Origin of the sequence: Kineococcus rhizosphaerae (assembly GCF_003002055.1) — a bacterium.
In the GTDB taxonomy this organism is placed as follows: Bacteria; Actinomycetota; Actinomycetes; order Actinomycetales; family Kineococcaceae; genus Kineococcus; species Kineococcus rhizosphaerae.
The window spans coordinates 311,360-323,881 of the sequence record NZ_PVZF01000004.1; the positions used below are offsets into that span (position 1 = coordinate 311,360).

15 protein-coding genes, 2 tRNA genes and 1 other RNA gene are annotated in these 12,522 nt (G+C 74.5%); 8 read left to right on the forward strand and 10 right to left on the reverse strand.

All coding sequences use genetic code 11. From position 1 onward, the window contains the following. Positions 1 to 493: 493 nt before the first annotated feature. Positions 494 to 1,042, forward strand: coding sequence for an Lsr2 family DNA-binding protein (locus tag CLV37_RS28075; RefSeq protein WP_211298545.1), 549 nt, complete (start codon positions 494 to 496; stop codon positions 1,040 to 1,042). 108 nt (positions 1,043 to 1,150) lie between these two features. On the opposite strand, the gene CLV37_RS10625 is transcribed toward CLV37_RS28075, so the two are convergent. The 3 genes from CLV37_RS10625 to upp form a co-directional block, all read right to left on the reverse strand. Next, positions 1,151 to 2,014 carry a PH domain-containing protein gene (locus CLV37_RS10625; protein ID WP_211298546.1) on the reverse strand — a complete coding sequence of 288 codons (864 nt, stop codon included), beginning with the start codon at positions 2,012 to 2,014 and terminating at the stop codon, positions 1,151 to 1,153. Then, positions 1,957 to 2,118, reverse strand: a complete 162-nt coding sequence (locus CLV37_RS27540) for a hypothetical protein (protein ID WP_170127177.1) — start codon at positions 2,116 to 2,118, stop codon at positions 1,957 to 1,959. The genes CLV37_RS10625 and CLV37_RS27540 overlap by 58 nt, the downstream gene beginning before the upstream one ends. Before the next feature lie 174 nt (positions 2,119 to 2,292). Then, complete coding sequence (gene upp / locus CLV37_RS10630; protein WP_106209989.1) at positions 2,293 to 2,928, reverse strand: uracil phosphoribosyltransferase; 636 nt, start codon at positions 2,926 to 2,928, stop codon at positions 2,293 to 2,295. A gap of 103 nt (positions 2,929 to 3,031) precedes the next feature. Between upp and CLV37_RS10635 the strand changes: the two genes are divergently transcribed. From CLV37_RS10635 to CLV37_RS10645, 3 genes are all read left to right on the forward strand, one after another. Next, entirely contained in the window at positions 3,032 to 3,568 is a 537-nt protein-coding gene (locus tag CLV37_RS10635) for a tRNA adenosine deaminase-associated protein (RefSeq protein ID WP_106209991.1), read from the forward strand. Between the two features lie 35 nt (positions 3,569 to 3,603). Continuing rightward, on the forward strand, positions 3,604 to 4,038 hold the full coding sequence (locus tag CLV37_RS10640) for a nucleoside deaminase (RefSeq protein WP_106209993.1): 435 nt from the start codon (positions 3,604 to 3,606) through the stop codon (positions 4,036 to 4,038). Positions 4,039 to 4,078: 40 nt separating this feature from the next. Next, positions 4,079 to 4,165, forward strand: a tRNA-Ser gene (locus CLV37_RS10645). Between the two features lie 54 nt (positions 4,166 to 4,219). On the opposite strand, the gene CLV37_RS10650 is transcribed toward CLV37_RS10645, so the two are convergent. The 7 genes from CLV37_RS10650 to CLV37_RS10680 all read right to left on the reverse strand — a co-directional run bounded on the left by CLV37_RS10650 (position 4,220) and on the right by CLV37_RS10680 (position 8,633). Then, positions 4,220 to 5,008, reverse strand: a complete 789-nt coding sequence (locus CLV37_RS10650) for an ABC transporter permease (RefSeq protein ID WP_106209995.1) — start codon at positions 5,006 to 5,008, stop codon at positions 4,220 to 4,222. After that, positions 5,005 to 5,952, reverse strand: coding sequence for an ATP-binding cassette domain-containing protein (locus CLV37_RS10655; protein ID WP_106209997.1), 948 nt, complete (start codon positions 5,950 to 5,952; stop codon positions 5,005 to 5,007). Before CLV37_RS10655 ends, CLV37_RS10650 begins: the two co-directional genes overlap by 4 nt. A 33-nt stretch (positions 5,953 to 5,985) precedes the next feature. Beyond that, positions 5,986 to 6,858 carry a DUF4097 family beta strand repeat-containing protein gene (locus tag CLV37_RS10660; protein WP_170127178.1) on the reverse strand — a complete coding sequence of 291 codons (873 nt, stop codon included), beginning with the start codon at positions 6,856 to 6,858 and terminating at the stop codon, positions 5,986 to 5,988. After that, the gene (locus CLV37_RS10665; protein WP_106210001.1) at positions 6,855 to 7,427 is read right to left on the reverse strand and encodes a hypothetical protein; all 573 of its coding nucleotides are present in this window, start codon (positions 7,425 to 7,427) and stop codon (positions 6,855 to 6,857) included. The genes CLV37_RS10660 and CLV37_RS10665 overlap by 4 nt, the downstream gene beginning before the upstream one ends. Before the next feature lie 49 nt (positions 7,428 to 7,476). Then, positions 7,477 to 8,088, reverse strand: a complete 612-nt coding sequence (locus tag CLV37_RS10670) for a LytR C-terminal domain-containing protein (RefSeq protein ID WP_106210003.1) — start codon at positions 8,086 to 8,088, stop codon at positions 7,477 to 7,479. 47 nt (positions 8,089 to 8,135) lie between these two features. Then, the gene (locus tag CLV37_RS10675) at positions 8,136 to 8,435 is read right to left on the reverse strand and encodes a type II toxin-antitoxin system VapB family antitoxin (RefSeq protein ID WP_106210005.1); all 300 of its coding nucleotides are present in this window, start codon (positions 8,433 to 8,435) and stop codon (positions 8,136 to 8,138) included. A 113-nt stretch (positions 8,436 to 8,548) separates the two neighbouring features. After that, positions 8,549 to 8,633, reverse strand: a tRNA-Ser gene (locus CLV37_RS10680). 119 nt (positions 8,634 to 8,752) lie between these two features. On the opposite strand from CLV37_RS10680, the gene ffs reads away from it, so the two are divergent. The 4 genes from ffs to CLV37_RS10700 all read left to right on the forward strand — a co-directional run bounded on the left by ffs (position 8,753) and on the right by CLV37_RS10700 (position 12,457). Next, positions 8,753 to 8,849, forward strand: an RNA gene (gene ffs, locus CLV37_RS10685) — signal recognition particle sRNA small type. A gap of 165 nt (positions 8,850 to 9,014) precedes the next feature. After that, entirely contained in the window at positions 9,015 to 11,219 is a 2,205-nt protein-coding gene (locus CLV37_RS10690; protein ID WP_106210007.1) for a DNA polymerase III subunit gamma and tau, read from the forward strand. Between the two features lie 55 nt (positions 11,220 to 11,274). After that, the gene (gene recR / locus CLV37_RS10695) at positions 11,275 to 11,874 is read left to right on the forward strand and encodes a recombination mediator RecR (RefSeq protein ID WP_106210009.1); all 600 of its coding nucleotides are present in this window, start codon (positions 11,275 to 11,277) and stop codon (positions 11,872 to 11,874) included. Then, positions 11,867 to 12,457 (forward strand): DUF5063 domain-containing protein, encoded by a 591-nt coding sequence (locus tag CLV37_RS10700; protein WP_106210011.1) that lies wholly within the window; start codon positions 11,867 to 11,869, stop codon positions 12,455 to 12,457. Before recR ends, CLV37_RS10700 begins: the two co-directional genes overlap by 8 nt. Positions 12,458 to 12,522: the final 65 nt, after the last annotated feature.

The following is a 12,522-nucleotide window of genomic DNA, read 5'->3' on the forward strand; positions in this document are numbered from 1 at the left end:
CCCCGGAATGCCGGACGGCGAGAACGCACCACCGGACCGGGCCGCGGAGAATGCCGGCGGAACCCGCGCTCGGCACCGCCCCGAACTCCCGCCGCGAGTTCGTCGTGAACTCCTGCGCGAACCCCTCGCGGACCCGCGCGGTGGAGTTCACCGGGAACGCGTCCCGCGCCCCGGGAGCGGAGAGGACGCTGGAGCCCCGAAGCCGCCGCGACCCGCACCGGAGCCCGCAACCGCACCGTGAACCAGCGTGAACCGCCGCCGTGAACCGCCTCCGGGGAGGGCGCCCGGAGAACCGCGTTCCCGGGCAGTTCCCACCGGTTCCGCACACTGTTCTCGGACGGTGATAGCGCGAGAACAGCGTGAACAGGTGAACTCGTCAGAGAATCCATGGTTCGATGCGCGAACTCTCACGGAACTGTGGTTTCATTGCTTCAGCATTGTCCAGCCACTTCCCCGGGAGCCCAGCATGGCAAGTCACGACGTTGCACTGAAGGTGGCCACCGAACTGCCCGTCGGTGCCGTCGACCTCGAGATCCCCGTCAAGCGGAACGGTCGCAAGATCGGCACCTTCACGGTGAACGCGAACGGTGTCTCGTGGAACCCGGCGACCGCGAAGGCCGCCACCAACGTGTCGTGGGAGGACCTCCCCGCCGCGCTGGCCTCGACCACCGCCGCCGCTCCGGCCGCCGCCGCTGCTCCGGCCAAGAAGGCCGCCCCGGCCAAGAAGGCCGCTCCGGCCAAGAAGGCCGCCGCCAAGAAGGCCGCTCCGGCCCCGGCTCCCGCCCCGGTCGAGGAAACCCCCGCGCCCGTCGAGGCTCCGGCCCCGGCTGCTGCCGCTCCGGCCAAGAAGACCACCGCGAAGAGCGCGGCGAAGAGCACCGCGAAGAAGGCCACGACCAAGAAGGCCGCCGCCTCCTCTTCCTCCTCCTCCGCCGTGGACGCCCGCGCCGTGCGCGAGTGGGCCGCCGCCAACGGGATCGCCGTCGCCCCGCGCGGCCCGATCTCCTCCTCGATCATCGACGCGTTCAAGGCTGCTCAGTGAGCTGACGTCCCCTGGACGCCTCAGGGGGCGCGGTCCGCACGGACCGCGCCCCCTGTTGCACGTCCCGGCCCGTTCGCCCCGCCCCGGTGCCGTGTTCCCCGGGTCAGCTCAGCGGAAGCGCTGAGGGAGTGCCCGGCGTGCCATCCGACGCACGCGAGCGCCCATCCGCCGCGAGGTGTCGGCCCCGCCGACCTCCCCGAACAACTGCTCGCAGATGCGGACGTAGACCTGGTCCGGCATCGGCAGACGGTCGATGTTGCTGAGCGCCTGGTCCTGGCCGGCGGATTCCATGACCAGTTCCCCGTAGCCCAGGAACCGCCCGGGCAGGGACCGGTTGTAGCTCATGTCGGTCACCTTCGTCAGCGGCATCATCGCCACCTGGCGCCGCACGACGCCGTACGTCAGCAGCAACCGCTTGTCGGTGGCGATGAACCAGTCCCCGCGCCACTGCTGCCACTTCCACCAGGCCCGCCCGAGCAGCACGAGCCAGGCCCCGAACAGCACGTTGGGCAGCTGCTGGACGTCGCCGAGCCGGTCGGCCAGGTAGTTGACGAGCACGAGGCCGGCGATGCAGGTCAGGAAGGGTTCGGCGAGGACGACGAGGTGCCGGCGCAGGCACACCAGCCGCTTCTCCGTGTCGAGGACGTAGCGCTCGACCCGCGGCGGGGGCTGTTCCCACAGCGGGTCGTCCACGACGACCTCGTCGACCTCCTCGACCTCCTCGACCTCCTCGACCACGAGCTTCTCGAGCGGGTCGGACTCGTCGTCGGGCCCGGGGGCCGCCTGGTCGCGCTCGGGGTCCACGACCCGCCAGGTGCCGTCGCTGCGCGACTTCCGCAGCCGGGTACCGGAGAACATGACGAGGTCCCGGCCCTCGTCGTCGGGGACCGGGTCCTCGGGAGGGGGCTTGCGGCTCAGCGCAGCAGCCCGTCGAAGAAGTCCTTGATGCTGTTCACGGCCGTGCTCAGCCATTCACCGACGGTGCGGACGAAGTTCGCGGCCTGGTCCGGGGACCGGTACACCGCGTAGAGGGCGAAGACGACCACGACCCACCACAGAACTCGGCGCCACTTCACGGGCCGACCTCCTTCCCGGCGTTCTCCGAACGCCCTTGGTCACCACGGACCGTGAACGGAATTGATCTGATCGGGGGCCATCCTGCCGGAAGTCGTGCTCAGCACGAAGCCCCGCGCCGCAGGAGTCGCGGCACGGGGCTCGGCGGGCGGTCCGTCCCCGGACCGCGGTCGACCTCAGACGACGCCGTACAACCGGTCACCCGCGTCACCGAGGCCGGGGACGATGTACCCGTTCTCGTCGAGCCGCTCGTCGATGGCGGCCGTCACCACGGTGACCTGGGCGTGCTCGTCGAACGCCGTGCGGACGACCTCCAGGCCCTCCGGGGCGGCCAGCAGGCACAGCGCGGTGACGTCCTGGGCCCCCCGCTCGAGCAGGTAGGTGATGGAGGACACGAGGGTTCCCCCCGTCGCCAGCATCGGGTCGAGCACGAAGCAGTGCCGGCCCGTGAGGTCGTCCGGCAGCCGGTTCGCGTACGTCTTGGCCTGGAGGGTCTCCTCGTCGCGCAGCATGCCGAGGAAGCCGACCTCGGCGGTCGGCAGCAGCCGGACCATGCCGTCGAGCATGCCGAGCCCCGCGCGCAGGATCGGGACGACGATGGGTTTGGGGGAACGGATCCGCACCCCGGTGGTGGGCCCCACCGGGGTGGTGATGGGGTGCGGTTCGACCGCGACGTCACGGGTGGCCTCGTACGCCAGCAGCGTGACCAGTTCGTCGGCGAGGCGCCGGAACGTCGGGGAGTCGGTGCCCCGGTCGCGCAGGGCGGTCAGTTTGTGGGCGACGAGCGGGTGGTCGATGACGGACAGGCGCATGGGCCCAAGTGTGAAGGGTCCACCCGGGTGCGAGGGAACGGCGGGCCCGGACGGGCGCGCCGCCGACCTGCCGTGGACGGGCCGGACCTGACACCATGGAGCCGTGGCGTACTTCACCGCAGTCCTGTCCCCCGACGGTTCCGGCGACGACCGTGAGTGGCGTTCCGTCGAGATCGACCTCGAGGCGGGGTCCCCCGACGAACTCGGCGACGCCCTGCGCGGTGCCGTGGACGACGACTCCCCCGTGCTCGCGGTCCTCGAGCGCGAGGACGAGTGGTTCGCCCTCGTGCGCACCGACGGCCCGATCGACGTGAAGGTCTTCGTGTCCGACGCGGTCGCCGCCGCCGACAGCGCCTACGCGCCGCTGTTCGCCGAACTGCCCACGGCCGGCGAGAACGCCCGCGCCGACGACGCCGAGGACTCCGACGACGACCCGGAGGAGGAGTCCGACGAGGAGGCGCGTCCCGACCCCGCGGTCGCCGAGGACGTCTGGGCCGGTGACCCGGAACTGCTGACCGACCTCGGGTGCCCTGCGGAGGTGCTGCTGCGGCTGTCGGGCTCGGGGACGGACCCGGCGGCCGCGACGGTCGAGATCGGGGAACTGCTCGGGTTCGCCGACGTCCTGGAATCGCTGCGCTGAGGGGACTGCTCGTCCCGGCGCGGTGGGCGGCCTGGATGGCCACGGCCCTCGACGAGGCGCGGCAGTGCCTGCTCACGGGTGACGTCCCCGTGGGGGCCCTGGTCATCGACGGTTCCGGCGCGGTGCTCGGCGTCGGGCGCAACGAGCGCGAGGCCGCGAACGACCCGACCGCGCACGCCGAGGTCCTGGCGCTGCGGGCCGCCGCCCGGGCCCGCGGCGAGTGGCGGCTGAGCGGCTGCACCCTCGTCGTGACCCTCGAACCCTGCGTCATGTGCGCGGGGGCGACGGTCCTGTCCCGGGTCGACCGACTGGTGTTCGGCGCCTGGGACGAGCGGTTCGGCGCCGCGGGTTCCCTGCGGGACGTGGTGCGCGACTCGCGGCTCAACCACGTCGTGGAGGTGGCGGGGGGTGTGCGGGAGGCCGAGTGCCGCGCCCTGCTGGACGACTTCTTCGCCGCCCGGCGGGCGTGACGGAGCACCGTCGGCGCCGTGTAGTCTGGACGGGCACCAAGGTGATGTGTCCGAGCGGCCTAAGGAGCACGCCTCGAAAGCGTGTGAGGGGGCAACTCCTCCGTGGGTTCAAATCCCACCGTCACCGCCGTGGAGAAGGGCCCCGGGACCTCAGGTCCCGGGGCCCTTCGTCATCTCGTGCTCACCGTGCGCTGCGGGGGCGGCCGAACAACCGCGCCGCACCCCAGACCCCCAGCACCGTCAGCCCGGCGCACCAGGCGACCGCCACCAGCACCTGCCCGCGGTCGGCCGGTGTGCCCGCCAGCAGGGCGCGCAGGACGTCCATGACCGGCGTCACCGGCTGGTGCCGGGCGAAGGCGGCCAGGGGGCCGGGCAGCGAGTCGACCGGGACGAACCCGCTGCCGAGGAACGGCAGGAGCATCAGCGGCAGCGCGTAGTTGCTGGCCACCTCCACCGAGCGGGCCAGCAGACCCGCGGCGACCGCCAGCCACGACACCGCCAGCGACGACCCGGTCGCCAGCGCCGCGGCGCCCAGCCAGCCCAGCGGTGCGGCACCGGGCCGGAACCCCAGCGCCACCGCGGCCAGCACGACCAGGGCCATGGCCACGACCGTCTGCGCGGTGGCCGCGAGGGCGTGCCCGGCCAGCACGGCGCTGCGGGAGACCGAGACGGTCCGCAGGCGGGCGAGGACCCCGCCGGAGGCGTCCATCGCGATGGTCGTCGAGGTGCCCTGCGCGGTGCCGAACGCCGTCAGCGCCAGCACCCCCGGCAGGACGTACCCGGCGTAGTCGCCGCGGGAACCGCCCACCCCCGGGCCCAGCGCCCCGCCGAAGACGAGGACGAACAGCAGGAGCAGGACCACGGGCACGCCGACGGTGAGGACGGTCAGCTCGGGGTAGCGCACCGTGTGCCGGACCTGCCGCCCGAACAGCACCCCGGCGTCGCGCCCGAGGGTCGCGACGGCGCTCACGAGCGCACCTCCTCGGCGTGGTGGGACCGTCCGGTGAGGGCGAGGAAGACGTCGTCGAGGTCGGGTTCGCGGGTGGCGATGCGTTCCACCGCGACGCCGGCGGCGTCCAGGCGCTGCAGGACGTCGCGCACGGCCCGGCCGTCGCCGGGGACGTCACCGCTGAGGGCGTCCGGGTCCACGACGAACCCGGGGAGCAGGTCCTGCGCCCGGTCCAGGGCCGGCCGGTCGGCGAACCCCAGCGTGATCCGGCCGCCGGGGACCCGGGCCTTCAGCTGCGAGGGGGTCCCCTCGGCCACGACGCGACCGCTGTCGAGCAGGGTGACCCGGTCGGCGAGCCGGTCGGCCTCCTCCAGGTACTGCGTCGTCAGGACGAGCGTCGCGCCCTCGTCCACGAGTTCGCGCGCGAGGTCCCACACCTCCCGGCGGCTGCGCGGGTCCAGTCCCGTCGTGGGCTCGTCGAGCACCACGACGGAGGGGCGGCCCACCAGCCCCATGGCGAGGTCGAGCCGACGGCGCATCCCGCCCGAGTACGTCGAGGGCCGTCGCCCCCCGACCGCCGTCAGGTCGAACCGTTCGAGCAGCTCGGCCGTGCGGGAGGCGACCTGCTCCTTCGGCAGGTGCTGCAGGCGGGCCATCAGCCGCAGGTTCTCCGCCCCCGTCAGCAGGTCGTCGACGGCGGCGAACTGCCCCGTCAGGCCGATCGCGGCCCGCACCCGCGCGGGGTCGCGCCGGACGTCGTGCCCGGCCACCCTGACCTGCCCGGCGTCGGGTTCGACGAGGGTGGCCAGGACGTTGACGAGCGTGGTCTTGCCGGCCCCGTTCGGGCCGAGCAGCGCCAGGACGGTGCCGGGGTCGACGTCCAGGTCGACCCCGTCGAGGACGCGGTGCGTCCCGAAGCTCTTGCTCAGGCCGCGGACCACCACGGCCGGTTCTGCGTGCGACACGTTCCCTCCCGATCACTGGGGTGGTGCAGGGCTTCAGACGCGGTGCAGGACGACGTCGCCGTACCCGGCGACGGCGCGGACCTCGACGGTGCGCGCGGCGTCGCCGGGCCCGTCGGTGGGGGTCAGGTCGCTGTGGACCGTCCCGTGCCGGGCCTGGACGTCGAGCCAGGCGGCGGTCCCCGCGGCGACGCCGACGGAGAGGCGGCCGTAGCTGGACTCCAGGTCGAGCGACCCGGCGCTGACCCGTTCGAGGCGCACGTCGCCGGCGGACGTGCGGGCGTGCACCGACCCCTGCGCGTCGGCGACCCGGACGTCACCGGCCGACGTCGCCAGCCGCAACGCCCCCAGGGCCCGGTCCACGACGACGTCGCCCGCGGACGTCCGGGCGCTGAGCGCCTCGTGCACGGTCCCGAGGCGGATCGCCCCCGCGGAGCTGCGGACGTCGCCGGGACCGGTGACCTCGCGGACCCGGACCTCCCCGGCGGACAGCGCGACCCGCAGCGGGCCGGTCTCGTCGAGGTCGACCTCCCCCGCCGCGGAGTCGACGTCCACCGCGCCGAGCGCACCCGTGGCCCGGACGTCGCCCCAGCCCCTGACCTCCAGGCCCGAGCCCGTGGGCAGGGTGATCCGGACGTCGACCCGCGGTCCGCCGCCGAACAGGGTGCGCAGCCGGGCGAGGGAGAACGGTCCGCGTTCGGAGCGCACGACGAGCCGGTCGCCGGCGAAGGCGACCTCGGTCCGCTCGAGCAGGTCGAGGTCGGAGTCGCGGTCGCGGTGGGCCTGCACCTCCACCGTCACCTCCGGGGTGTCGCCGGCCCGGACGCTCAGGGCGAAGCCGGGGACGTCGACGAGGCAGCGGACCGGGCCGGCGGCGGTGAAATCGTGCCGGAACTCGTGGGTGTTCACCGTGCCCACCCCGTCCGGCGGTCGCCCCCGGGAGCCGGGGGCTGCGCCCACCCGCCCGGGTTCCAGCCCGCGGCCGGCGGGGTGCGGGGCACGGCCCCGTCGAGCACCTCGCCGATCGAGCGCACCAGCCACGCGTTGACGGAGACGCCGTCGGCGTCCGCGGCCCGTTCGATGCGGCTCTTGAGGCGGTCGGGGACCCGCAGGCTCAGCCGCGAGGTGCCACCGTCGACGTCACCGTCATCACCGGCGACATCACCCGTGACGTCACCATTGACGCCACCGGGCACCCCGGGCGTCGCCACGGGGGCCCCGTCGGACGTGGTGAGGACGAACTCCACCTCACGACCGCGCAGCCGGACCTCCACCCCGCTCGGCGGCTGCGGCGAGCGGGCGATCCCGCTGGTCAGCTCACCGGCGGCCTCGACGAGGGCGTCGAGCAGGAGGAGCCGCACGGAAGGGTCGAGCGTCGCCACGAGCCGCTCGGCGGCGGCGGCGACCTCCTCGGAACCGGACTCAGCCGTGGTGGCCAGGTCCTGGCGCAGTCTGACGACGTACGGGAGCAGATCCATGACGCCATGGTAGCGCCATACATGGCGTCACGCTAGAGGTCGAGTGACGTCAGCACGCCCCGGGCTGCCCCGTGGGCACCGGAGCCACCAGCGCCTGCTCGGCCAGCAGCTGCTGGTACCCGTCCCCCAGGCTCACCGAGATCCCCTTCGCCGCGTCGTCCTGCACGAGCTGGGCCTCCGGGAACCGCGCCGCCACCGTGACCGCCTGCTGCACCGACGCCGCCGGGTACGTGACGACCGCCGTCGCCGGCCCCGTCGCCTGCGGCGCGTTCGCCACCCGCGTCACCACGAACCCCCGGGTGCGCAGCTCCGCCGCCACCGCACCCGCCAGCCCCTTGCGCGACGTCCCGTTCAGCACGTCGACCGTCACGTCCTTCGGCGCCAGCAGCGCCGGCGCCGCCGCCGGCGTGCACGTCGGGCTCGCCGCCACCGACGGGCGCGCCGCACCGCGCGGGTGCCAGCGGTCGCTCCACACCAGGTAGGCCCCACCACCGACGGCCAGCACGACCACCACCACCACGGCGAACGCGATGCGCTGGCGCACCAGCCGCGCCCGCCGCTTGCCCGTCAAGCGCTGGTAGGACTCCTCGTCGAGGTCGTCCTCGACGTCGGGCAGGACGTGCTCCTCACCCGTCGGACCCTCGTCTGCTCGTCGTGCCACCGCTCCCCCTCGCTCCCCCTCGGTACCGCGCGTCGCCCCCGCGGGGCTCAGTCCGGGAGCGTCAGCACCCTCGCGTGCAGGACCTGGCGCTGGTGCAGCGCCGCCCGCACCGCGCGGTGCAACCCGTCCTCGAGGTACAGCCGCCCCCGCCAGGCCACCACGTGCGCGAACAGGTCACCGAAGAACGTCGAGTCCTCGGCGAGCAGCGCGTCCAGGTCGAGGGTGCGCTTCGTCGTCGTCAGCTCGTCGAGCCGGACCTGCCGCGGCGGCACCTCGGACCACTGGCCGACCGTCTCGTACCCGTGGTCGGGGTACGGGCGTCCCTCACCCACGGCCTGGAAGATCACAGCGCGAGAGTCTAGGCCGCGCACGGCGTCACGGGGCGACCCCGCGCCGCAACCCGACGCGCGAGAACGACGAAGGCCCGCCCCGGAACGTGTCCGGGACGGGCCTCGTGCGGCGGAGGATAGGGGATTTGAACCCCTGAGGGCGTTAACCCAACACGCTTTCCAAGCGTGCGCCATAGGCCACTAGGCGAATCCTCCAGTGCCACCAGCGTAGCGCGCCGTGACCGGTGCTCCGCACCACGGGCCCCGACGGGACGCCCCCGGCGCAGGACGGGCGGGCGGTTGGACCCGGGCCCCGGACGTGTCGTACGGTGACGGCAGACCCCTCGTGCGGCGTCACCCCGTCAAACCCCCCCAGGGCCGGAAGGCAGCAAGGGTAGATGGGCTCTGGCGGGTGTGCGGGGGGTCCCTTTCTTCCTGGCTGCGCAGGGCGAACGAGGCCCCTGGGTTCGTTCTTCCTGCTTCGCCGTCGTGGGTGGTCACCCTCCGTGGGCGTCCTCACCGCTCCTCCCGGCGGTGGTGAGACAGGGGTGCTCGTGGGGGTCGGTCGTGTCCGGGGAGCGGGTTAGCCTCGGACCCGTGACGACCGCGCTGTACCGCCGCTACCGGCCCGAGGCCTTCGCCGAGGTCATCGGCCAGGAACACGTCACGGCCCCGCTGGTGCAGGCGCTGTCCAAGGGGCGCGTCACGCACGCCTACCTGTTCTCCGGCCCGCGCGGCTGCGGCAAGACGACGAGCGCGCGCATCCTGGCGCGCTGCCTGAACTGCGCCCAGGGGCCCACGCCGACGCCGTGCGGGGTGTGCGACTCGTGCACCGACCTCGCCAACGGCGGCCCCGGCAGCATCGACGTCGTCGAGATCGACGCCGCCAGCCACAACGGCGTCGACGACGCCCGCGACCTGCGCGAACGCGTCTCCTTCGCCCCCGCGCGCGACCGCTTCAAGGTCTACATCCTCGACGAGGCCCACATGGTCACGCCCGCGGGCTTCAACGCGCTGCTCAAGACGGTCGAGGAACCGCCGCCGCACGTGAAGTTCGTCTTCGCCACGACCGAACCGGACAAGGTCCTGACGACCATCCGCTCGCGCACCCACCACTACCCCTTCCGGCTCGTGCCGCCGGCGCAGCTCACGACGTACCTCGGCGAGCTCGCCGAGAAGGAGGGCGTGCAGATCGGCAAGGGCGTCCTGCCGCTCGTCGTGCGGGCCGGCGGCGGGTCCGTGCGCGACACCCTGTCCGTCCTCGACCAGCTCATCGCCGGGGCCGGCGACGACGGCGTCACGTACGACATCGCCGTCGCGCTGCTCGGGTACACGCACGCCTCGCTGCTCGACGACGTCGTGGAGGCCCTCGCCGCCGGTGACGCGGCGACCGTCTTCCGGGCCGTCGAGCGCGTCGTCGACACCGGGCAGGAACCGCGCCGGTTCGCCGACGACCTGCTGCAGCGGCTGCGGGACCTGGTGATCGTCGCCGCGGTCGGGGACGCGGCGGGCGACGCGCTCGCCGTCCCCGAGGACGCCCTCGAACGCCTGCGGACGCAGGCCGCCCACCTCGGCCGCGCCGAGCTGTCTCGCGCTGCGGACGTCGTGGCCGCCGGGCTGGAGCAGATGACGGGGGCCACCTCCCCGCGACTGCAGCTGGAGCTGCTGTGCGCCCGCCTCCTGCTGCCCGCCGCCGACGGCGACGGGGGCCTGGGGACCCGGCTGGACCGGATCGAGCGGCGGATCAACGCGGGCGGGCTGCCCGCGGCGACGGCCCTGCCGCCCGCGTCCGCTTCCCCCGCCACCGCACCCGCCACCGCACCCGTCGGCGCTCCTGCGCCCGCCACCGCACCCGATGAGGCGGTCGGCGCCCCGGCCCCCCGCGCGGACGCCGCCCCCGCCCCCCGGGCCGAACCCGCCGGGGGCGGCTGGCCCGCCGCCCGCAGCCACGGCCAGGAGGCGGCTCCCGCCCCTGCCCCCGCCCCGGAGGTCGCGGCCGGGCCGGTCCACGTCGACGCCCCGCCGCCGGCGGCCCCGGCCCCCGGCGGCGACGCCGAGACGGTCCGGCGGTTGTGGACGAACGTGCTCGACGCCCTCAAGACCGTCAAGCGCCTCACGTGGTCGCTCGTCGCCGAGAACGCCCAGGTGGCCGACTTCCGGGGCGGCGTCCTCCTGCTGCAGTTCAAGACCCCGGGGCTGGCGAACACCTTCGGCAGCGGCAACCACGCGGCCTTCGTGGCCGAGGCGCTCATCCAGGTCGCCGGCATCGAGGCCAGGGTGCAGGCCGTCGGCGGGGACTCCGGCGGCGCACCCGCGCGGGGCAACCCCTCGCGCCCCTCCCGGGGCGGCTGGTCCCAGCCCGCCCCCCAGCAGGCGGCGCCCGCGCAGGCCCCCGCGCAGGCCCCCGCGGCGCGGCAGGCACCCCAGCAGCAGGCCCGGCCGCAGACCGGGCAGCGCCCCGCCGAGCAGCGCCCGGCCCCGCAGGCGCCCGTGACCCGGGCGGCCCCCGCGTCCCCGCAGCCGACGAACGACTACTACGCCGACGTCCCCCCGCCCGAGGAGCCCATCGAGGACCCGGGTGAGGAGCAGCTGTCCCGGCCCAGCCGGCAGCCGCGTCCCGCGCAGACCCCCGGCACCCCGTCGCCGGCCCCCGCGCCCGTCGCCGCTCCCGTCGCGGCGCCGGCCCCGCCCGAGGAGGACACCCCCAGCCTCGACGACGAGGACGCCGAGGAGTCGGCCCTGTCCGGCATCGCGGTCGTCGAGCAGATCCTCGGCGGCAAGGTCCTGTCCACCGAGGAGTAGCCCGCCGCCCGCGCGGGCGGCGGGTCGTGTCGGTGGAGGCACGTAGTCTCGGAGCGTGTACGAAGGAGTCGTCCAGGACCTGATCGACGAGCTCGGTCGGCTGCCCGGCGTCGGGCCGAAGAGCGCGCAGCGCATCGCCTTCCACCTGCTCGCCGCCGACGCCGCGGACGTCAAGCGGCTCGCCGACGTCCTCACCGAGGTCAAGAGCCGCGTCCGGTTCTGCCGGATCTGCGGCAACGTCGCGCAGGAGGAGCTGTGCCGGGTCTGCCGCGACCCGCGCCGCGACCCGAGCGTCATCTGCGTCGTGGAGGAGTCCAAGGACGTCGTCGCGATCGAGAAGACGCGCGAGTTCCGCGGCCGGTACCACGTCCTGGGCGGGGCGATCAGCCCCATGGAGGGCATCGGGCCGGACGACCTGCGGATGCGCGAGCTGCTGTCCCGGTTGTCCGACGGCCAGGTGACCGAGACGATCATCGCGACGGACCCGAACCTCGAAGGCGAGGCGACCGCGACGTACCTGGCGCGGCTGCTGAAGCCGATGGGGCTGAAGGTGACCCGCCTGGCCTCCGGCCTCCCGGTCGGCGGCGACCTGGAGTACGCCGACGAGGTGACGCTCGGACGGGCGTTCGCCGGACGGAGGTCCCTCGATGGCTGAGCACCGCGGAGCGCCGGGCGTGGAGCCCGTGGGCGAGGAGTTCGCCGAGCTGGCCGCCACGACGGCCGCCGAGGTCCGCGCCTACCTCGCGACCGTCACCGAGGTCGCGACGGGCCGGATGGACTCCACGGCCCTGTCCGTCCTGCTGCTGGCCGTCAGCCAGACCCTCGTCACCGGCGCCCGGCTGGGGGCGGTCGACGACGTCGTGCCCGCGCGCCGCTTCGAGCCGGACGCGGGCCCGGACCCGGACGTCGACGCGGTCCGCGCGTCGCTGGCCAACGTGCTGGAGGGCCTGGACGACTACGCCGACGTCGTCGACCCCCTGACCGACGCGAAGCTCGTGCGCGGCGCGCTCTCGGACGACCTGACGTCGGTGGCGGCCGACCTCGAGCACGGCCTGCGCCACCACGACCGCGGCGACCTCACCGAGGCCCTGTGGTGGTGGCAGTTCTCCTACCTGTCCTCCTGGGGCCCGCGGGCCACCGCGGCCCTGCGCGTGCTGCAGTCGCTGCTGGCCCACCTGCGCCTCGACGTGGACGCCGAGACGGCCTCCGACGCCGAGTTCGACGCACTGCACCCCTGATCGGGCGCCCCGGCCGGGCAGTCTGACCAGCGGACCGGCCGGTGCCTGAGCACGGCCGGGAGCAC